This window comes from Streptococcus wuxiensis (assembly GCF_040888245.1).
GTDB lineage: Bacteria > Bacillota > Bacilli > Lactobacillales > Streptococcaceae > Streptococcus > Streptococcus wuxiensis.
This window is the reverse complement of the sequence record NZ_JBFNFE010000003.1, coordinates 178,244-198,785: the sequence shown is the minus strand read 5'-3', so window position 1 is coordinate 198,785 and position 20,542 is coordinate 178,244. Positions and strand designations below refer to the sequence as shown.

18 protein-coding genes are annotated in these 20,542 nt (G+C 40.5%); 13 read left to right on the top strand and 5 right to left on the bottom strand.

What is annotated here, in order from left to right; genetic code table 11:
* The first annotated feature begins 1 nt into the window (after nucleotide 1).
* From folE to AB2B47_RS05435, 3 genes are read left to right on the top strand one after another with little or no spacing between them, the layout of a single operon-like run.
* Nucleotides 2-556 carry a GTP cyclohydrolase I FolE gene (folE, locus tag AB2B47_RS05445; RefSeq protein ID WP_320693809.1) on the top strand — a complete coding sequence of 185 codons (555 nt, stop codon included), beginning with the start codon at nucleotides 2-4 and terminating at the stop codon, nucleotides 554-556.
* 38 nt (nucleotides 557-594) lie between these two features.
* Nucleotides 595-1,425 carry a dihydroneopterin aldolase gene (gene folB / locus AB2B47_RS05440; RefSeq protein ID WP_320693808.1) on the top strand — a complete coding sequence of 277 codons (831 nt, stop codon included), beginning with the start codon at nucleotides 595-597 and terminating at the stop codon, nucleotides 1,423-1,425.
* Nucleotides 1,409-2,692 carry a DUF308 domain-containing protein gene (locus AB2B47_RS05435; RefSeq protein ID WP_320693807.1) on the top strand — a complete coding sequence of 428 codons (1,284 nt, stop codon included), beginning with the start codon at nucleotides 1,409-1,411 and terminating at the stop codon, nucleotides 2,690-2,692. Before folB ends, AB2B47_RS05435 begins: the two co-directional genes overlap by 17 nt.
* Before the next feature lie 33 nt (nucleotides 2,693-2,725).
* On the opposite strand, the gene AB2B47_RS05430 is transcribed toward AB2B47_RS05435, so the two are convergent.
* Entirely contained in the window at nucleotides 2,726-3,043 is a 318-nt protein-coding gene (locus tag AB2B47_RS05430; RefSeq protein WP_004251754.1) for a DUF960 domain-containing protein, read from the bottom strand.
* A gap of 204 nt (nucleotides 3,044-3,247) precedes the next feature.
* On the opposite strand from AB2B47_RS05430, the gene ccpA reads away from it, so the two are divergent.
* Nucleotides 3,248-4,255: a catabolite control protein A gene (ccpA, locus tag AB2B47_RS05425; RefSeq protein ID WP_004251755.1), complete on the top strand. Its 1,008-nt coding sequence runs from the start codon at nucleotides 3,248-3,250 to the stop codon at nucleotides 4,253-4,255.
* Nucleotides 4,256-4,293: 38 nt separating this feature from the next.
* On the opposite strand, the gene AB2B47_RS05420 is transcribed toward ccpA, so the two are convergent.
* A complete protein-coding gene (locus tag AB2B47_RS05420) occupies nucleotides 4,294-5,256 on the bottom strand; it encodes an asparaginase (RefSeq protein WP_320693806.1) in 963 nt (320 codons plus the stop codon).
* A gap of 65 nt (nucleotides 5,257-5,321) precedes the next feature.
* Between AB2B47_RS05420 and AB2B47_RS05415 the strand changes: the two genes are divergently transcribed.
* Nucleotides 5,322-6,713 (top strand): Cof-type HAD-IIB family hydrolase, encoded by a 1,392-nt coding sequence (locus tag AB2B47_RS05415; protein ID WP_320693805.1) that lies wholly within the window; start codon nucleotides 5,322-5,324, stop codon nucleotides 6,711-6,713.
* Between the two features lie 33 nt (nucleotides 6,714-6,746).
* Here AB2B47_RS05415 and AB2B47_RS05410 read toward each other — a convergent pair whose 3' ends face one another.
* Nucleotides 6,747-7,199: a universal stress protein gene (locus AB2B47_RS05410; protein ID WP_320693804.1), complete on the bottom strand. Its 453-nt coding sequence runs from the start codon at nucleotides 7,197-7,199 to the stop codon at nucleotides 6,747-6,749.
* A 144-nt stretch (nucleotides 7,200-7,343) separates the two neighbouring features.
* On the opposite strand from AB2B47_RS05410, the gene AB2B47_RS05405 reads away from it, so the two are divergent.
* The 3 genes from AB2B47_RS05405 (at nucleotide 7,344) to AB2B47_RS05395 (ending at nucleotide 8,903) form a co-directional block, all read left to right on the top strand.
* The gene (locus AB2B47_RS05405; protein ID WP_320693803.1) at nucleotides 7,344-8,183 is read left to right on the top strand and encodes a metallophosphoesterase family protein; all 840 of its coding nucleotides are present in this window, start codon (nucleotides 7,344-7,346) and stop codon (nucleotides 8,181-8,183) included.
* A gap of 70 nt (nucleotides 8,184-8,253) precedes the next feature.
* Nucleotides 8,254-8,685, top strand: coding sequence for an Rrf2 family transcriptional regulator (locus tag AB2B47_RS05400; RefSeq protein WP_320693802.1), 432 nt, complete (start codon nucleotides 8,254-8,256; stop codon nucleotides 8,683-8,685).
* 74 nt (nucleotides 8,686-8,759) lie between these two features.
* Nucleotides 8,760-8,903, top strand: coding sequence for a hypothetical protein (locus tag AB2B47_RS05395; RefSeq protein WP_223333853.1), 144 nt, complete (start codon nucleotides 8,760-8,762; stop codon nucleotides 8,901-8,903).
* A gap of 101 nt (nucleotides 8,904-9,004) precedes the next feature.
* Here the strand turns inward: AB2B47_RS05395 and AB2B47_RS05390 are convergent, their stop codons facing one another.
* Together AB2B47_RS05390 and AB2B47_RS05385 are read right to left on the bottom strand one after the other, a co-directional pair.
* Nucleotides 9,005-12,742 carry a pullulanase gene (locus tag AB2B47_RS05390; protein WP_320693801.1) on the bottom strand — a complete coding sequence of 1,246 codons (3,738 nt, stop codon included), beginning with the start codon at nucleotides 12,740-12,742 and terminating at the stop codon, nucleotides 9,005-9,007.
* A gap of 219 nt (nucleotides 12,743-12,961) precedes the next feature.
* Nucleotides 12,962-13,540 carry a class I SAM-dependent DNA methyltransferase gene (locus AB2B47_RS05385; RefSeq protein WP_320693800.1) on the bottom strand — a complete coding sequence of 193 codons (579 nt, stop codon included), beginning with the start codon at nucleotides 13,538-13,540 and terminating at the stop codon, nucleotides 12,962-12,964.
* 219 nt (nucleotides 13,541-13,759) lie between these two features.
* On the opposite strand from AB2B47_RS05385, the gene recJ reads away from it, so the two are divergent.
* The 5 genes from recJ to AB2B47_RS05360 all read left to right on the top strand — a co-directional run bounded on the left by recJ (nucleotide 13,760) and on the right by AB2B47_RS05360 (nucleotide 20,486).
* Nucleotides 13,760-15,979 carry a single-stranded-DNA-specific exonuclease RecJ gene (recJ, locus tag AB2B47_RS05380; protein WP_320693799.1) on the top strand — a complete coding sequence of 740 codons (2,220 nt, stop codon included), beginning with the start codon at nucleotides 13,760-13,762 and terminating at the stop codon, nucleotides 15,977-15,979.
* A gap of 211 nt (nucleotides 15,980-16,190) precedes the next feature.
* A complete protein-coding gene (locus AB2B47_RS05375; protein ID WP_320693798.1) occupies nucleotides 16,191-16,847 on the top strand; it encodes a COG3942 and LysM peptidoglycan-binding domain-containing protein in 657 nt (218 codons plus the stop codon).
* 323 nt (nucleotides 16,848-17,170) lie between these two features.
* Entirely contained in the window at nucleotides 17,171-18,832 is a 1,662-nt protein-coding gene (locus AB2B47_RS05370) for a ribonuclease J (protein WP_320693797.1), read from the top strand.
* A 66-nt stretch (nucleotides 18,833-18,898) separates the two neighbouring features.
* Nucleotides 18,899-19,678, top strand: a complete 780-nt coding sequence (locus tag AB2B47_RS05365) for an alpha/beta hydrolase (RefSeq protein ID WP_320693796.1) — start codon at nucleotides 18,899-18,901, stop codon at nucleotides 19,676-19,678.
* A 106-nt stretch (nucleotides 19,679-19,784) separates the two neighbouring features.
* Nucleotides 19,785-20,486, top strand: coding sequence for a M57 family metalloprotease (locus tag AB2B47_RS05360; protein ID WP_320693795.1), 702 nt, complete (start codon nucleotides 19,785-19,787; stop codon nucleotides 20,484-20,486).
* The last annotated feature ends 56 nt before the right edge of the window (nucleotides 20,487-20,542 follow it).

The following is a 20,542-nucleotide window of genomic DNA, read 5'->3' as shown; positions in this document are numbered from 1 at the left end:
AATGGATACACAAAAGATTGAAACGGCTGTAAAAATGATTATCGAGGCTGTTGGTGAGGACGCTAACCGCGAGGGCTTGCAGGAGACACCTGCTCGTGTAGCCCGTATGTATCAAGAGATTTTTTCAGGACTTGGTCAAACTGCGGAGGAGCATTTGTCAAAATCCTTTGAAATTATTGATGACAATATGGTAGTAGAAAAGGATATCTTTTTCCATACCATGTGTGAACATCACTTCTTGCCATTTTATGGAAAAGCTCATATCGCCTACATTCCAGATGGACGTGTGGCAGGTTTGTCGAAGCTAGCTCGTACTGTGGAAGTTTATGCTAAAAAGCCACAGATTCAAGAGCGCTTGAATATCGAAGTAGCAGATGCTTTGATGGAATATCTAGGTGCCAAAGGTGCTTTCGTTGTTATTGAAGCAGAGCATATGTGTATGAGCATGCGTGGTGTTCGAAAACCAGGAACTGCAACCTTGACAACAGTAGCTCGTGGAGTGTTTGAAACGGATAAAGATCTTCGAGATCAAGCCTACCGTCTCATGGGGTTATAAAAATCGATTCAAACGATTTTTTCTAGAAAGGACTAGTTATGGATCAATTGCGCATTAAGGATTTGGAAATTTTTGCCTATCATGGTCTTTTCCCGAGTGAGAAGGAACTGGGTCAAAAATTTATCATTGATGCAAGCTTATCCTATGATATGACCAAGGCTGCTACGGACTTAGATTTGAAAGCTTCTGTCCATTATGGCGAGCTCTGTCAGCAATGGACGACTTGGTTTCAGGAAACCACTGAAGACTTGATTGAAACAGTTGCCTACAAACTAGTAGAGCGCACTTTTGAAACCTATCCAATAGTTCAAGAAATTAAACTGGAACTCAAAAAACCATGGGCGCCTATTCATCTACCACTAGACACCTGTTCAGTAACCATCCATCGCCGCAAACAAAGAGCCTTTATTGCTCTAGGTAGCAATATGGGGGATAAGACGGCTAATCTCGAACTAGCCCTTGACAAGATGCGTACTCGTGGGATTCGTATTCTCAAACAGTCTAGCGTAATTACGACTGAGCCTTGGGGCGGTGTAGAACAAGATAGTTTTGCCAATCAGGTGGTTGAAGTCGAAACTTGGCTGCCGGCTCCAATTTTATTAGAAAACTTATTAGCTATTGAGTCTGAAATGGGACGGGTCAGAGAAGTGCATTGGGGACCTCGTTTGATTGATTTGGACTTGCTTTTTATGGAGGATCAGGTCATTTATAACGATAATCTCATCTTGCCGCATCCTTATCTTGCTGAGCGACTCTTTGTCTTAGAGTCGCTGCAGGAAATTGCACCTCATTTCATCCATCCAGTCCTAGGACAACCGATTCGTCACTTATATAGTCAATTGGAGAAAGAAAATGGCCAAGGTTTCTGAAACTTATAGTAAATGGAGAAGTCTAGGGGAGGGAGCGCTAGCTATTATCCTTGGTCTTCTCCTGATTTGTTTTGGGCAGTTGGTACCGAGGTTAGGTTACCAGTTATTAATGGGCTATTTTTCTTTGTCTGCCGTTTGGCATTTATTGACACGATGGTTTCAAGAAAAGTCCCGGAGAGAAAATATATTTGTAACTCTAGCCAAGCTCTTTCTTGCAGTCATCCTATTTGATTCAGTCATCTTGCAGGACATCGCTCTCTATCTCTTGGTTATTATCATTGGAAGTTATCAGCTTTTTACAGGCCTAATCAGTCTGATTACCTGGTTTCTATACCGAAAAAATCATATTCATCCGAGGATTAATTACTTATTTGATGCTTTATGGATGATGGGATTTGGTCTCTATAGTATTTCCCCTTTTCATGATGCGACAAATTTTGAATTACTCTTACTTGGTTTTTACTTGATTATGTTAGGGGCAAGTAGTCTCAGAGATGGTTTCTTTTTTGAAAAAGGGAGAAGCAATCCTAAGCTCAAGCGTAGAATGAGAATGACCCTGCCTATATTCGTGACTGCTTTGATTCCCATCAGCACCTTACGACGATGGAATGAAAGGTTATCTAGTCATCAGGTAGAAGAAAATGAAGTGCATTCGGAAAGAAAAAATGAAAAATCAGCTGATTTAGAAATTTTCATCCATACATCAGAATCATCCTTCTTCTTGGCCATGGGTCATGTAGATATCTGCTATCAAGGTCAGGTTATTTCCTACGGCTCTTATGACCCACATTCAGAGCGCTTGTTTGGTACAATTGGCGACGGGGTTTTATTTAAGGCCAATCGTGAAAAATATATTGAACTTTGTAAGAGAGAAAGCCAGAAAACCCTATTCGCCTATGGTTTAAGCCTGTCTGAACAACAGAAAAAAGCCATCGAAGAACGATTGAGAGAGATAGAAGGCCTCTTGATACCTTGGGAGCCAAGTTCACAACTACTGAAAAGAAGGGAAGGAGAGGTCAAACATACCTACTCTTATCAGCTGAAACACGAGGCTGATGCAACCCTTTATAAGTTCACATCATCTAAATTTAAAACCTACTTTGTTCTCAGTACAAACTGTGTTCTATTGGCTGACTCTATTGTTGGAGAGGCTGGAACAGATATCCTTAGTCCCCAAGGTTTTATCGTTCCTGGGACTTATCAGGACTATCTTGATTTAGAATTTAAAAAACCAGGTGGTATCGTGGTCAGTCGTTCTATTTATTAAAAAAAGAAAACTCTAGTCAGAAGACTAGAGTTTTTAAAATAGGTCATTTTCTTCAGGTAGGAGGATGGTTTCCTTACCGTCCATATCCATAACAAGTACTTTCGGTGGGTACAATGGGTCAAAGGGATGATTAAAATCGAAGTCAATCGTAGTCGGTAGGTGCTCACTTGAAAAACGGAAGGTGATGGAGCCGTTACTGTTTAAGAGCTGAAATTCCAACTCATCTTCTAATTCAAAAACATGCTTTAAGAAATGATCAATAATGTACCAAATTGAGTCAATCACATCGTCTGGAAGATTTGTTACCACACCAAAGCTGGCACAACGTCTATGAGAATCCGTAAAAGCCATCCATGCCTCCTACTTAATTTTTTATTATCATACTGCAAACTGGCCTAAAAATCAAGAAAAGTAAACTAATTTACAAAAATATGATTATCGGTGAAATTTTTTCAAAGAAAGTTCAATTAATCCTTGAAAATGCTTACAATTAGTGGTAAACTAGTAGTGGTGTAAACATGAAAACAAAATTTTCAACATTAGAAAGGAAACGGTATGAACACAGATGATACAGTAACAATTTATGACGTTGCCCGAGAAGCAGGAGTTTCAATGGCAACTGTCAGTCGTGTAGTCAATGGCAACAAGAATGTCAAAGAAAACACTCGTAAGAAAGTTCTAGAGGTGATTGATCGCCTAGACTATCGTCCAAATGCAGTAGCTCGTGGCTTGGCAAGCAAACGAACAACAACTGTTGGGGTTGTCATTCCAGATATCACTAACACGTATTTTGCTGCGCTAGCAAAAGGGATTGATGATATTGCAGAGATGTACAAATATAACATCGTCCTTGCCAATAGTGATGAGGATGATGAAAAAGAAGTGGCAGTAGTGAATACACTCTTTTCAAAACAAGTTGATGGTATTATCTTTATGGGCTATCACTTAACAGAGAAAATTCGCTCAGAGTTTTCACGTTCACGTACCCCTGTAGTTCTTGCAGGAACAGTGGATGTAGAACACCAGCTTCCAAGTGTTAATATTGACTATAAGAATGCTACTGCGGATGCTGTTCGCCATTTGTTGAAGCGTAACAAAAAAATTGCCTTTGTGAGTGGTCCATTGGTAGATGATATTAACGGTAAAATTCGCTTGGTTGGCTACAAAGAAGCTTTGAAAGCCGCAGGAGTCAACTATAGTGAAGGACTTGTATTTGAATCTAAATATCGCTATGATGATGGTTATGCTTTGGCAGAGCGCTTAGTTTCTTCAAAAGCAACTGCAGCGATTGTGACTGGTGATGAATTGGCAGCTGGTCTCTTGAACGGCTTGGCTGATCATGGAGTTTCAGTCCCAGAAGACTTTGAAATCATTACGAGTGATGATTCTCAAATCGCACGCTTTACTCGACCAAGCCTTACAACTATCGCACAACCCCTGTATGATTTAGGTGCGATTAGTATGCGTATGTTGACTAAAATTATGCATAAGGAAGAATTGGAGGAACGTGAAGTCCTTCTCCCTCACGGTTTGACAGAACGCAAATCAACTCGCAAAAAGTAATGAAAAACCAGGAATCTAGCTGATTTCCTGGTTTTTTATTATCCTTCCATATATGTTTGGAGTTGTTCGCCCTTAAGTCCAGCATTGATTGCGATAAGAAGCTTCAGTCGTGCTTTTTGAGCGTTTAGTTCTTTAACAAAATATACACCATCATTCTGAAGACAAACACCACCGCCTTCGTAGGCGTAAACAGGTTCTGCAATCCCATTGAAACAACGTGAGACTAGTGCAATAGGAAGTCCTGCTTGACTGAGAGACTTTAATTTTTCAGCTGTTTCCTTTGGTACATTTCCAGCGCCAAAAGCCTGAATAATTAATCCATCTAGTTGGTCAACAGGAAGTAAATCGAGAAGTTCATCGGTCATGCCCGCATAAACAGGGATAATAGGGACCAACCCTTGAATGCTCTCAAGGTCAAAACGAACACGAGGTTCTGCTGTTTTGAAGTATAGAATTTCCTGCTTCATAATGAGCCCGAGTGGTCCATGAGTTGGTGTTTGAAAGGTACTAACGTTAGTAGTATGCGTCTTTGTGACATATTTGGCGGCGTGAATTTCATCGTTCATAACGACCAAGACACCCTTATCTGCAGCCTTGTCATCACTCGCAACGCGTAAGGCGCTAAGATAGTTGTAGACACCATCACTTCCCAGTTCATTGGAAGATCTCATGGCACCTGTCAGGACGATAGGCATATGAGGTACCTCCATGGTGTCGAGGAAATAAGCCGTTTCTTCTAGTGTATCTGTCCCATGTGTAATGACAACACCATCATAGGACGATGCCTCTTGTTTAATCTTTTTGTAGAGGGCTAACATATGCTTAGGCTTGATATGGGGACTAGGTAAATTTAAAAAATCCAAGGAATGGACTTCGATACCTTCGAGAGGATTAGAGATATGATTCATAGGGTTATCAGCACTAGTCCTTACAGCTCCAGATTCATCTGCCTGCATGGAGATAGTGCCACCAGTATGTAAAACAAGGATTTTCTTAGTCATGATTCACTCACTTTTTCTGAAATGTGGTATAATCATTGTATCATAAAAGAAAGGAATGAGATAGAATGGAAGTCAAAGCTGTGTTTTTTGATATTGATGGAACGCTTGTAAATGACAGTAAGAGTGTTTTGAAGTCCACTAAGGAAGCTATCAAGATTGTGAAAGAACAAGGGGTGCTTGTTGGGGTGGCAACAGGGCGAGGACCTTTTTTTGTTAAGGATTTGATGGATGATTTGGATCTGGATTTTGCAGTGACCTACAATGGCCAATATATCTTTAACAAAGATCGAGTTCTTTTTGCTAGCCCTATTGATAAGAGAAGCCTCAGACAAATCATCTCTTATGCTAAGAAAAATCGAAAAGAGATTGCCATGGGAACGAGACAAGACGTTGTCGGTTCTCGGATTATGTCCTTTGGACTCAGCCCTCTTTCACAGCTAGTTAGTCGATTTGTACCTAAATTTTTGACTCGTACTGTTAGTCATTCCTTTAATCGTATGGTCAGTAAGGCCCTTCCTCAGAAGGAAGATGATTTGTTGGACTTAATCAATCAGCCGATCTATCAGGTGCTTATGTTGATGACGCCTGAGGAGACAAACCATGCTGCTGAAGTATTAAATCATTTGAAATTTACCAGAAGTAATCCATTCGCGGCCGATATTATCAATCAAGGAAATTCTAAGTTAGAGGGTATCCGTCGTGTCGGGAAAGAGTATGGTTTTGATCTCAACCAAGTCATGGCTTTTGGAGACTCGGATAATGACTTGGAAATGTTGGCTGGTGTTGGGATGTCTGTTGCCATGGGAAATGGTAGTAGCAGCGTAAAAGAAGTTGCCAAGCATATTACTGCCAGCAACCAAAACGATGGGATTCACAAGGCTTTGGAATATTTTGGAGTTTTGTCTTCTGAAAAAGTCTTTGTCAGTCGTGACTATCATTTTAACAAGGTTAAAACCTTCCATCATATGATGGACGAGCGAACTCAAGAAGAACCAATAGCTTGGGATTTGCAAGGGGCAACTTATCGCGCCGGCTTTAAGATTGAAGAGTTAGTTGAATTTGTCCGTGCTGCAAGCAATTCTGAAGAGGAATTTCAACAAGCTGTACAAGATTTGCACCAGGCGCTTGATGTATCAGCAGATAAAGTTTCTCAAAAAATACCGGCTGAAAGTACTTTGGTTGGACAAGTCGATGCCTTGATTGACACCCTCTATTTTACATATGGTAGTTTTGTACTGATGGGAGTGGACCCAGAGCGGATATTCGAGATTGTCCATCAGGCAAACATGGGTAAAATATTCCCAGATGGCAAGGCACAGTTTGATCCTGTTACTCACAAGATACTTAAGCCAGAAGGCTGGGAGGAGAAGTATGCTCCAGAACCAGCTATCAAGAAGGAACTTGAGCGTCAGATTAGAGCTTATGAACGTCATAAAGAAAGAAAAAATAAACAATAAAAAGGAGCGCATTGGCTCCTTTTTTTAGTCTAATTATAAAGTTTTATCCTTGTCTCGGACGACGAGAAGGTCAACGCTTGTATGGCGAAGGATATACTCAGATGAAGATCCGACAAGTAAACGTTCGAAGGCGTTAAGCCCTGTTGCTCCAACCAAAATCAAATCAACGTGTTCTTGGTCAGGGATTGTTTTAGCCAAAAGAGTTTTAGGATTTCCCATTTCGATGACAACTTTAATATCTGTAAGACCAGCGTCTCTAGCACGCTTTTCATATTCTGCCATCAAATCTTGGGCCTCAACTTGTAACTCTTCGTAAACTTCTGCATCGAATGTTGAAATGCTTTGAAGAGCACGAGTATCGATTACATGCGCAATGGTTAATTTAGCCTGGTTACGTAATGCTGACTGAACTCCTTTGATAAAAGCCAAATCAGCTTCTTTAGAACCGTCGACTGCTACCATGATGTTTTCGTAACGTTGTGTCATAGCAAAAACCTCCTCATTTCTTATCACCTTCATTGTAATCCTTTTCACTAAAAAAGTAAAGTAAAAAATGATAGCAAACAAGATGCTTTTGACTTTGGTTTTGAGAGTGTTATAATTAAAGGAGAGAAGGCAAGAGGGGATCATATGACAAAAATTGCGGTACTTTCAGATATCCATGGAAATACAAGAGCACTAGAAGCTGTTTTAGCAGATGCAGAGAAGGCAGGCGCTGAGGAATATTGGCTTTTGGGAGATATTCTCATGCCTGGGACAGGACGAAAAAATATTCTCAGACGATTAGAGGGCTTGCCGATTACGATTCGAGTTCTGGGAAATTGGGAAGAGAGTTTATGGCGAGCAGCTCATCGAAAATTAGATACAAGTAGACCTAGCCATCGCTACCTCTTGCGCCAATGCCAGTATATTATGGAAGAAATTAGTCTAGATGAGATTGAAGCTCTACAGGCATTTCCTATGCACACACACCGCCAGTTTGGAAATCTGAAGGTAGGGATAAGTCATCATTTGCCGGATAAAAATTGGGGAAGAGAACTGATCCATCTTGGCAAGCAGGAGGATTTTGACCGTTTGGTAACCAATCCTGACTGTGATATTGCGATTTATGGGCATATTCACCAGCAATTTCTTCGCTATGGGAGTCAGGGACAACTCATTTTAAATCCAGGCTCAATTGGGCAACCCTTCTTTTTATCAGCAAGTCTACGTGAGGATTTGCGGGCGCAATATATGATTTTGGATTTTGATGACAAAGGCTTGAAGGATATAGATTTTCGTCGTGTTAATTATGATGTTGAGTCAGAATTACAATTGGCTAGAGATTTGAAATTGCCCTACTATGAGGTGTACTATGAAAGCTTAGTCAATGGAATTCACCATACCCATAATCAGGACTTGTTGCACGAAATCGCTCAGAGTCAAGGACATGATGTTGAATTGGACGACTGGCTTAGTCGTAACTCTTGACATTACAACTCTAGGAGATATAATAAATATAAGAGAAGAATGAGCTTTGTTGATAATAAAGGAGGACTGCATGCAAATTTCAAGCCGATTTACCATTGCGACACATATGTTGGTAATCATTGCCCTAAAAGGGAAGGAAAGCAAGGTGACTAGTGATTTTCTAGCTAGTAGTGTTGGAGTCAATCCTGTTATTATCCGAAAAACTTTGTCCCAACTGAAAAAAGCAGAATTGATTTCCGTCGCGCGTGGAACCGGAGGGGCAGAGATTATCAAAAATCTTGAGGATATTAGTCTTTTAGATATTTATCAAGCGGTGGAATGCCTTGGAAAGACTGGACAACTCTTTAGTTTCCATGATAATCCTAATCCTGACTGTCCAGTAGGAGCTAACATCCATGGGGTTTTAGTTGAAAAGTTAGATAAAATTCAAGAAGCCATGGAAGAAGAATTAAGCCAAACAAGTCTTGCTCAAGTGGTGGCAGATGCAGAAGCAAGGATTTAAAGTTAAGAGGAATTTAGTTCCTCTTTTTATTTTTGCTAATTATGATGAAATGTAATTAGATAAAGGAGAAGAAGATGTATCTTGTTATAGGGATTGTATCAGCCTTTATCCGTGAATTTGTAGCTCTGTGCGTGAAATTGAAGTGGCTTTGTATGTTCTTCTACGGATTATTATTCCTAGCTCTTCTTTTATCCTATAAGGGAATACTTTGGTCATAAAAGTCTCTATTTTAACTCGCTCATGTAAAAAAGCAAGAATTTTTAATTCTTGCTTTTTTATTAATTATTTGTGACGTGCTGTTTTATTGAAGTCTATAGCCTTATTTTTCCTCTTTTTTCTTTAGGAAGCTTCCAAGTCCAAGAAGGGACAGAATGCTGAATCCAGCAAGAGCAAGAGGTGATTTGTTTTCAGTTCCTGTGTTTGGAAGGACTTTTTGAGAAAGAGCCTCTACAACAGTTTCTTGAGTTTCAGGATTTACAGCTAGGTTTTGGGCCTGATTTTGTTCTACTTTCAAGCTAGAAAGATCAAATTCTGGCTTTTCTTCAACAGCTGGAGCGACAATGGCACCACCTTGAGACAAGCGGAGAACGACAGCAGTGAGAGCGTTCAATTGCAAGCCTTTTTCAGTCCATTCGAGACCTTGCGGGTTGGCAATTCCTACTGGTCCTGCTTGGTTTTCATCAGCCAAGACTTCGGCCTTTCTCAAGTGGGCAAAGTCTCTTCCTAGAGTGAATTCACGTTCTTTATCGTCTGCATTGACAAAGACAGCGTAGATATCTCCATTTGGAGCAGTAATTTGGTAGCCGATGACCACGTCTTCTTTTTCAACACCATTTTGTCCTGGGACAGTAATGAGGCGGACACGCTCCTTGATATCTTGTAGACTCTTGAGTCGGAAGGCATCTGTAGATTGACGAAGGGCAATCAAACCTTTCATGTAGTCACGACTCTTGACATTTTCAGGATATGCTTTTTTATCTGTTGCCTTAGTCCAGTCAAACTTGTTGACAGCATCGCTAGAGTCATAAGAGTCATGGATGAAGTATGGATAGACAAATGGATTGCCGTCTTTATCACGCAACAAGTGGGACTTGTTTGGAACCTTATCCTCTGAAACAGGAGTTTTGTAGGCTGGGTCCAAGAATTGTTTGGTACGTCCGTATTCCTGACCAGAGTGGATAAATGGTGTTCCTTGTGCTGTTAAGACCATGAGGTTTCCAAGTCGCAAACGACGATGGATTTCCGCATAGTTTTCGGCCTTACTTGGGTCTTTTTTGATAGATTGGGCAATGATGTCAAAGAGGGTCAAGTTATCGTGGGCTGCGATATACTGAATAACATCTCCTGGGTTGTCCGCTTCAAAGTTGGTTGGTTGAGCAATGAGATTTTTAAAAATGGTATTGACATCACGTTTTCCACCTGTGATAAAGGCAGGCTGGCCTTCGTTTGGATAGCCAGACTTGAGGTTGTTGCGGATGTCGTCTGAAAAGACAGCGACAGTATCTGTTTTCTTCATCCAATCTTGGTCAGCAGGTTGTACAGGCGTATTTTCATCACCAGTGTAGGTTCTCCAGCCTTCACCTAGCATGATAAGGTTTGGATTGAGGGCGCGTGCAGCCTTGTAAGCTTCTTCGATTGAAGCTGCATCATGATCTCCCATCATATCGAAACGGAAACCATCCACTTTGTAGGTGTCAACCAGATACTTGATAGAATCTACCAAGACACGTTTAGACATGTAGTGGGTTGTTCCTAAACGACCACCACCAAAGCTAGTACGTGGCGAACCATCAGCATCCATGAAGTGATAGTAGTTTGGCTCAATATCCTCAAAAATGTCAACATTAGCAGTATGGTTGTAGACCACATCCAAGATAGCTCCCATGCCACGTTTATGGATCTCGTTGATGAGGTTTTTAAATTCTGCGATACGTTTTTCTGGGTCCTTAGGATTACTTGAGTACATACCAGTCAATGAGAAGTAGTTTTGAGGGTCATATCCCCAGTTGTAGTTACTGTTGCTTGAAGCATAGGCAGACAAACGTTCTTGGTTTTTCAATTCATTAACATAATAGTAAGACAAGACTGGGAGGAGCTGGATATGAGTCACGCCCAAGTCTTTGAGGTAGTCTAGTTTTTCGATAAAGGCTTCAAAGGTACCAAATGGTTTAGTCAAATCTTTTGCGATGGCAGGATCTGAAGTGAAGTCGCGAACATGTGCCTCATAGATAACGGCATCTTCACGCGATTTGAAGTTGCGAATCTTACCATAAGTCAAGTCTTGTGGACCTAGTTTTGCTGGGTCCACAAAGGCAGCTTTAGCAACTTTATGAGCAGGGTCTTTTTTTGCTAGATCACTGTTCCAAGCCGCTAATGATTTGGCATAAGGGTCAAGAACGAGAACGGTTTTACCTTGGCGCTCGATCTGGTAGTGGTAGTAATAGCCAGTATAGTTGCTGATACCGAGTCCAGAATTTGCATCCAGGGTTTGTTTCCAGGTTCCTTTTTCTCCCTTTTCAAGAGCGACTGTTCCGACAACTTTTTCAGGATCTTTCTTGTCGTAGACGACAACTGAAACCTTATCGGCACTTGGAGACCAAAGAGTGAGGTCAACACGTTTACCATCGTTTTTTAGATGAGCACCGAGTGGACCGTCATAACTGTAGGTCTCATCTTTGAGACGCCAGCTAGAACGAGTTGTAAAGCGGTCTGAATTGTAGCTGACAGTGTACGGGTGTTGAGTGTCAGAGAAGTCGCCGATATAGGTCACTTTCTTACCAGCTTCATCTAGTTCAATATCTGATATAGTAACCTTGTTTCCTTGGTGGTCCGTAATACTTGAACGTTTGATGATATCCTCTTTCTTGGCTCCAACTAGTGTAGAGAAACTACTTTCGATACGAGATTTTGCCACATGTTGGGCGCCAGTCATACGAATATCGTGCACGTAATAAGGGTTGGTGTAGATCGTTTCATCATCATCCTTGAGGAAAATTTGACTGTGATTTTTTAGATCAGTGAATTTATAATCTTCTTTTCTGATTTTCACATCATCGCCTTTCTTGCTTTCGTCTAGTAGTAAAAATCCAAATTCTCTAGCGGCTTCATTGAGCGGAATATCGATGTAGCGTCCGTGTTTTCCTGTTGCGGTAAAGTCTGTACCGTCAGGCCATTCTCCATTACTTGGGTTTTTGACATCACCCCAGTACCAGAGTGATTTTTTGTCGTAATTTCCATCGGTGCGGAAATAGTTGACACGAACAGTTCCAGCTGGTTGAGGTTGATAGTTGTATACTTTGTAGCTTTCATCTAGCCAGGCTTCATTCATCTTTGGAGAGAGGCGCTCTACCGAACGGTCTCCAGTAAGGTTATCACCTTTGCTATTATTGATGAGGAAGCTGATTTTCTTGGCTTGTTCGTTTTTGAGTTTGACATCTAGGTAATAGCCATAGTCGTCTTGTTTGGCATCTTTGAAGGACTGGGCTCCATTTGGCCAATTTTCAGATGGTTTTTCGACATCGTCCCAGGTCCAAAGTCCTTGAGAATCCTTAGTTTCTTCTGGGAGTTTTTTTACATGGATGCGGAAGTAGTTGTCTGCGATTGGAGTTTCAGAATTAGTTTCTACTTTTGTTTTTTCATCTGAAACTGGACTTGCAGCTACTTCAGTTTTTTTATCCTCTGAAGTTGTGGCTGGCTCGTCTTTCTTTTCTACTTTATCACTAGAAGGATTGGTTGTAGCACCCTCAGCTTTAGCATCTTCAGTAGTTAAAGCTACTTCAGATTCTTTGGCCTTTTCTTCAGTTTTAAGGGAATCGTTTTCATTGTTTTGGCCAGAAACAGGACTTGGAGTTGGCATAGAATCTGATTCTACAGGGTTAACAGTAACAGCGCTTACATTTTCTCTAGTGCTTGATAAGTTCTCATCTGCAGCAACATGAGGAGTTGCAAGAGCAAGTAGGATAAAGCTCGCTCCGATAAGGACTGATCCTGTTCCGTTTTTCAAAGAACGGATACTATAAACCATTTTTTTCTCGCGTTGAGGGAATATGTTTTTCATCAATAGTCTCCTATAAATTTATTTTAAAATTAGTATAACACGGGGTAAAAAATTATGCAAGCGTTTTCTTAGATGTTTGTTTTATGGCAACAAGAAACTCTCCTTATTTTTTAAGGAGAGTTTCTATAATAGAAATAGTTGGAAAGAAGTAGACAGAAAAGCTTGATGACTGAAGAAAAAATGAAGTAGAATTATTTCAGCGCTTGTTCTAAGAAGTGATTATCTTATCGCCGATGTGAGAAATAGTTGAGAAGGTTTATCAAGGAAAAGATCGTCGGAACTATAAAGTATTTGGGTCTGAATGTCTGAGAAGCCATGATTTTTAAGAGTCTCCTCAAGTTCCGAAATAATAAAACCATGGTTTTCTGCATCTGGTACGGTATAATCAGCGATAAATAGTTGTCCTCCGAGAGTCAAATGTTCTTTGAACATAGCTAGACTGGAATCAAGATGAGGCATGTGATGAAGAACACGACTAACGATAATGAGATCGAATCTTTGCTCTAATGGCTTAAGCACTAAGTCTTGTTGAATCAAGTGTAGATTTTCAAGTTTTTGGTTTTCAACCTTGATACGAGCTTGATCCAGCATTTTTTCTGCGATGTCAACCAAGGTCACTGACTTGGCTTGTTTGGCTAGAGGAAGAGCGATAAGTCCAGTTCCTCCTCCAAAATCTAGGATTGATTTGGTGGATAGCTCAGAGACTTGTTGCTTGATCTCTGCATTTACAAGGTCTGCTAGAAATTGGTTTTTGGGAGAATCGAAAGATTCTGCTCGATGATTAAAATGATGTTCCATGTCAATAGTGTAGCATAAAGAGAGGATGTTTTAAAATGTTGGCTACGTCTTGTTGGAAAGGGATAGAGTTATCGACTGGTGTTTAGCTTCTTTTTTAAGCTTGATAAGGACCAGAGTTTTTTGGGATTTTGATTGAAAGAGTTAAGGAAATAAAGAGGAGAAAAACTTGAAATCATGTTATAATAAAACGATAGAATCGTTAGAAAGAGTGGATGAATTTTGATTATTCCTACTTATAATTGGCAATTTGCACCTCAAGTTGAGGATGCGGATTTTACAAAAATCGCCAAGAAAGCTGGGCTAGGGCCTGAAGCTGCTCGTTTATTATTTAGCCGTGGTATTAAGGCTGAAGATAGTTTGACTCGTTTTTTGGCACCAAGTCTAGATGATTTACATGATCCCTATCTTCTCCACGATATGGACAAGGCAGTGAATCGTATTCGTCGTGCTATAGAGCAGGGTGAATTTATTCTCGTTTATGGAGACTACGATGCAGATGGGATGACATCAGCTTCTATCCTTAAAGAAACATTAGAACAATTAGGAGCCGAGTGTTTAGTCTATCTTCCTAATCGTTTTACAGATGGTTATGGTCCTAATGCCAGTGTCTACAAGTACTTCATTGAGCAACAAGGGATATCCTTGATTGTAACCGTAGATAATGGAGTTGCAGGCCATGAGGCTATTGACTTGGCCCAGTCTATGGGAGTAGATGTTATTGTAACGGATCACCATTCTCTACCAGAAGTCTTACCAGATGCTCATGCAATCGTCCATCCGGAGCATCCTGAATCAGACTATCCTTTTAAACATTTGGCAGGCTGTGGAGTGGCTTTTAAACTAGCTTGTGCCCTCTTGGAGGAAGTGCAGGTTGAGTTGCTTGATTTGGTTTCTATTGGGACCATTGCAGATATGGTAAGCTTGACAGATGAAAATCGAATCATGGTTCAATATGGTCTAGAAGTTTTGCGCAATACCCAGAGACTAGGCCTCCAAGAACTATTTGAAATTGCAGGGATTTCTAGTAGTGACCTTACAGAAGAAACTGTTGGTTTTCAGTTAGCACCACGATTAAATGCCCTAGGACGCTTGGATGATCCTAATCCTGCTATTGAGTTACTAACTGGCTTTGATGATGAAGAGGTACGTGAGATTGCCCTCATGATTCAAGATAAAAATGAGGAACGTAAGGAAATCGTTCAAGCCATTTATGAAGAAGCTAAAAGCTTGGTAGACCCTAACAAAAGTGTTCAAGTTTTGGCCAAGGAAGGTTGGAACCCAGGAGTTCTTGGGATTGTAGCTGGTCGCTTGTTGGAAGAATTAGGGCAGACAGTTATTGTTCTGAATATTGAAGATGGCCGTGCCAAGGGGAGTGCTCGAAGTATTGAAGCAGTCGATATCTTTGAAGCCTTGAATCCGCATCGGGAACTTTTTATCGCCTTTGGTGGGCATGCAGGCGCTGCAGGTATGACACTTGAAGTGGAACAGCTAGACGCCTTATCAGAAATTTTAGAAACCTATGTAAAAGACAAAGGGATAGATGCCAAGGGCAAGAATACATTATATCTAGATGAAGAATTAGATTTGGAAAGCCTAAGTTTAGAGACGGTTAAAAGCTTTGAACGATTAGCTCCTTTTGGGATGGATAACCAAAAACCTGTTTTTTATATTCGAGATTTTCAAGTTGAAAATGCTCGTTCTATGGGAGCGGGAGATAGTCATCTAAAATTGAAGATTTCCAAAGGCACCGAGAGCTTTGAGGTAGTAGCTTTTGGTCAAGGATCAAAGGCTACAGAGTTTTCTCAGGTAAAACAACTGGAATTGGCAGTTACACTTTCTGTTAACCAATGGAATGGGCAAACAACCCTCCAGTTGATGATGGTAGATGCCCGTGTGGATGGTGTTCAACTTTTTAACATCCGTAGTAAGAGTGTAGAGCTACCAGCGGGAGTGCCTGTCCTAGATTTTACCAGTGATTTACCAGAAATGCTTTCTAGCCCAGCAATCGTTGTAAAAAATATTCCCGAGAATCTCAGTCTTCTCAAACAAGTGTTGCAAGAACAGGATTTCTCTGCTATTTACTTTAAAAATGATATCGCTAAAGCATACTATTTGACAGGTTATGGTACAAGAGAGCAATTTGCTAAGCTCTATAAGACTATTTACCAGTTTCCAGAATTCGATATTCGTTATAAGCTCAAGGACTTATCAACCTATCTCAAAATTGAGCAAATCTTACTAGTTAAGATGATTCAGATTTTTGAAGAACTTGGTTTTGTTACAATTGAGAATGGTGTAATGAAAGTAAATAAAGATGCTGCAAAGCGGGACATCGCTGAAAGTCAGATTTATCAAAATCTCAAACAAACTGTTAAAGATCAAGAAATGATGGCACTAGGTACGGTGCAGGAAATCTATGACTTTTTAATGGAAAAATAGAAGAAAAGAAGCTGAGATAATCTATCTCAGTTTTTGTTGTCTCTTATAATTTTTAAATTATTTGTTCTTTAGAATGTTATGTAGTAAAAGTATACATATTTGTAACATGACTACAACATAATTCTAAAACAACTGACATGTAAATCAGGTATGATTCTCTTTGTAAACAACAAATAAGAAATGATAAACAAAATAAAGGGAGAAATTTATTATGAAAAAAACAGTTGCTAAACTGACTCTTGGTTTGACGTCCACCGCTATTTTAGCGTCTGTAGGTGCTCAAACTGTTAGCGCATCTTCTTACGTTGTCCAAGACGGAGATTCATTTTTTGGTATTGCTACTGCAAATGGCATGGATCCTTATGAGTTGGCAGCAAATAACGGGAAAAGCATTTTTGATATGATCCACCCAGGGGATGTGTTAGAAGTAAGCGGTCCAGCTCAGGCTACTTATTCATACGGTGCTCCGGCTTCTGAGGCGACTAGTACTTTGAATCCTGCTTCAGATGATGATGTTGTCGTGAATACTCCGACAGACTATGGGAACTCATATCCTGTTGGTCAGTGTACATGGGGCGTAAAAGAATTGGCTCCTTGGGCTAGCAACTGGTGGGGAAATGCTAATACTTGGGCCATTTATGCTAGTGCTCAAGGTTATCGTGTAGGAGATGTTCCAGTAGTAGGTGCAATCGCCGTTTGGGACGGTGGTGAATATGGACACGTTGCTTATGTGACAGATGTACAAAATGAGAATTCTATCCAGGTATTGGAAGCAAACTACAGACGTCAAAAACAAATTGCTAACTATCGTGGTTTCTTTAATCCACATGAATTTTTAGGTAAAGTTACTTACATTTATCCAAACTAAAGATGATTAAAAAGATTTAGAGCTTCTAAATCTTTTTTTATTTGTGAGTAAGCTCCTTATTACGATTTTTTGCCGAGTAGCTGTTTGTGAAGTAAGGCCCTAGGTCCTATAGCGGACAGAGATTTCGCAAAGAGAAAACAAAGCAAAGCGATTCGGTTATCAGTGGTGAATGTTCTCTAGTTGAAATCCTATCTTCATTTTGAAAATTAGTAAAAAAATGGTATAATGAGAGGAAAAGATTCGGGTAAAAGTATATTGGACTTTTTAAAAAAGAGAGTTGTGAAGACTCTACAAACACGTTATAGTAATACTTCGGAGGGAAAATGACCAATATTAAATTAACAACTTTGGGCGGTGTTCGTGAAAACGGGAAAAATATGTACATCGCAGAAATTAACGATTCTATCTTTGTTTTAGATGCAGGTTTAAAATATCCTGAAAATGAGCAGTTGGGTGTCGATGTCGTTATTCCAAATATGGAATATCTGTTTGAAAATAGCGACCGTATTGCAGGTGTCTTTTTAACGCACGGACATGCGGATGCGATTGGAGCTCTTCCTTATCTTTTGTCAGAAGTGAAAGTTCCTGTTTTTGGTTCAGAGTTGACAATTGAGCTTGCTAAGCTTTTTGTTAAAGGAAATGATAGTGCTAAAGAATTCGATGATTTCCATGTTATTGATGAAAATACAGAAATCGACTTTGGTGGTACGGAGGTTTCCTTCTTCCGCACAACTCACTCTATCCCAGAGAGTCTGGGTGTCGTTTTGAAAACATCTGAAGGAAGTATCGTTTATACAGGGGACTTCAAATTTGACCAAACGGCTAGCGAATCATATGCGACTGACTTTGGTCGTTTAGCAGAAATTGGTCGCGAAGGAGTTTTAGCCCTTCTAAGCGACTCAGCAAACGCAGACAGTAATATTCAAGTGGCCAGTGAAAGTGAAGTTGGCGATGAAATTACGCAAACCATTTCTGATTGGGATGGACGTATCATTGTAGCTGCTGTTGCAAGTAACCTTTCTCGTATTCAACAGGTCTTTGACGCTGCTGCAGATACAGGTCGCCGCGTTGTTTTGACAGGATTCGATATTGAAAATATCGTTCGTACAGCCATTCGCTTGAAGAAATTGTCACTAGCAAATGAAAGTCTCTTGATCAAACCAAAAGACATGTCTCGTTTTGAGGATCATGAATTGATTATCCTAGAAACTGGTCGTATGGGTGAACCGATTAATGGACTCCGCAAAATGTCAATCGGTCGTCACCGCTATGTTGAAATCAAAGATGGGGACTTGGTTTATATCGTTACAACACCATCAATCGCAAAAGAAGCTGTCATGGCACGGGTAGAAAATATGGTCTACCAAGCGGGTGGTATCGTTAAACCGATTACTCAAAACTTGCGTGTATCAGGACATGGAAATGCGCGTGATTTGCAATTGATGATCAACCTCTTGCAACCTAAGTATCTTTTCCCTATCCAAGGAGAATACCGTGAGTTGGACGCTCATGCCAAGGCTGCTATGGCTGTTGGGTTGTTGCCAGAACGTATCTTTATTCCTAAAAAAGGAACTACCATGTCTTATGAGCATGGGGACTTTGTTCCATCTGGTGCCGTTACTGCAGGTGATGTCTTGATTGACGGAAATGCCATTGGGGATGTTGGAAATGTTGTTCTTCGTGACCGCAAGGTCTTGTCAGAAGATGGTATTTTCATCGTGGCTATCACTGTTAACCGTCGTGAAAAGAAAATCATTGCTAAAGCTCGAGTGCATACACGTGGCTTTGTCTATCTCAAGAAGAGTCGAGATATTCTGCGCGAAAGTACAGAGTTGGTGAACCAAACAGTTGAAGACTATCTCCAAGGGGAGGACTTTGACTGGGCTGATCTTAAAGGTAAGGTTCGTGACAATTTGGCTAAATTCCTTTTTGAACAAACGAAACGTCGTCCAGCCATTTTACCAGTAGTCATGGAAGCAAAATAAGGATTAAATAGCAAGAGAAAGTCGAGTTTCGGCTTTTTCTTATCTCAAACGAATAAGGAGCAAGTTATGGCAGTAATGAAGATTGAGTATTACTCAGAAGTTTTAGGTATGGAGTGGGGAGTAAATGTTCTCTACCCCGATGCGTCTCGAGTTGAGGAGCCAGATTCAACAGATATCCCTGTTCTTTATCTCCTTCACGGGATGTCAGGAAATCATAATAGCTGGCTCAAGCGAACCAATGTGGAGCGCTTGCTACGTGGGACCAATCTGATTGTTGTCATGCCTAACACAAGTAACGGCTGGTATACAGATACTCAGTATGGCTATAACTATTACACAGCTCTAGCAGAAGAATTGCCTAAGGTGCTCAAACGCTTCTTCCCCAATATGACCAACGAGCGAGATAAAACCTTCATTGCTGGTTTATCAATGGGCGGCTACGGTTCCTTTAAGTTAGCACTGTCAACTGACCGTTTCTCCCATGCCGCTAGCTTTTCTGGAGCACTTAGCTTCGAGGAGTTTTCTCCTGAGAGTCAAGATTTAGGAACGCGTGCTTACTGGCGAGGTGTTTTTGGCAAAGTTAATGATTGGGTGAATAGCCCTTACTCGCTTGAGACCCTTGCCAAAAAGTCAGACAAGGAGACTAAACTCTGGGTTTGGTGTGGCGAACAAGATTATCTCTATTCTGCCAATAATCTAGCAGTTAAAAATCTTAAGAAACTTGGTTTCGATGTGACCTATAGCCATAGTGCAGGAACCCATGAGTGGTATTATTGGGAAAAGCAATTGGAACGTTTTTTGACTACATTGCCAATCGATTTTGTTTTGGAAGAACGCTTGTCTTAATTTTAGCTTTCTTTCAGTTTGTTTTAGTAGAATTAAGAATCTATCTTTAGAATGGGAATCCATGGCTTAAAGATGGGTTCTTATTTTTTTAGAAAGGTGGGCAATTATGGGCTGGATTATTCGTGTGTTATGTCGATTTTTACTAGGGATTTTTCGCATTTTTTGGCGCCTTATATGGACGCTTATCTTCTTCATTCTCATCACTTTTGGGATCCTCTGGTATGTGACAGGTGATTTACCTGCTACTTTAAATCAAGTTAGCAAAGTGGTCCAAGTCGGCCAAGCAGGTTGGCAACAATGGCAAGAAACTGGCACGTTGCAAGGTTTGTCTCAGACAGATCATCATCAAGATTCAGGAGCAAAATGGTCAAAGGCGCAAGCAACTATCTATATTGATTCTCAAATGGATGCCACTTTCCAAAAGGCCTACCTTGAAGCTATTGCCAACTGGAACCAGACTGGTGCTTTTAATTTTGAGCTTGTAACCGAACCGGACCAGGCCGATATTTTCGCTACTGAAATGAATGATGGTTCGACAGCTGTAGCAGGTGAGGCGGAGAGTCAGACAAATCTCCTAACCAAACAATTAATTTCAGTGACCGTTCGCTTGAATCATTATTATCTATCCAATCCAAACTATGGTTATAGCTATGATCGTATCATGCATACAGCAGAGCATGAACTAGGTCATGCGATTGGTTTGGAACACACCAATGAAGTTTCGGTTATGCAACCAGCAGGCTCCTATTATGGAATACAATCTCAAGATGTAAAAGAAGTTCAAGAACTGTATGATTCTGGGGAATAAGTGATTTTCTAAGGGAACTGGAGCTCTCTGATTTAAGCAATACAGGGGGCTTTTTG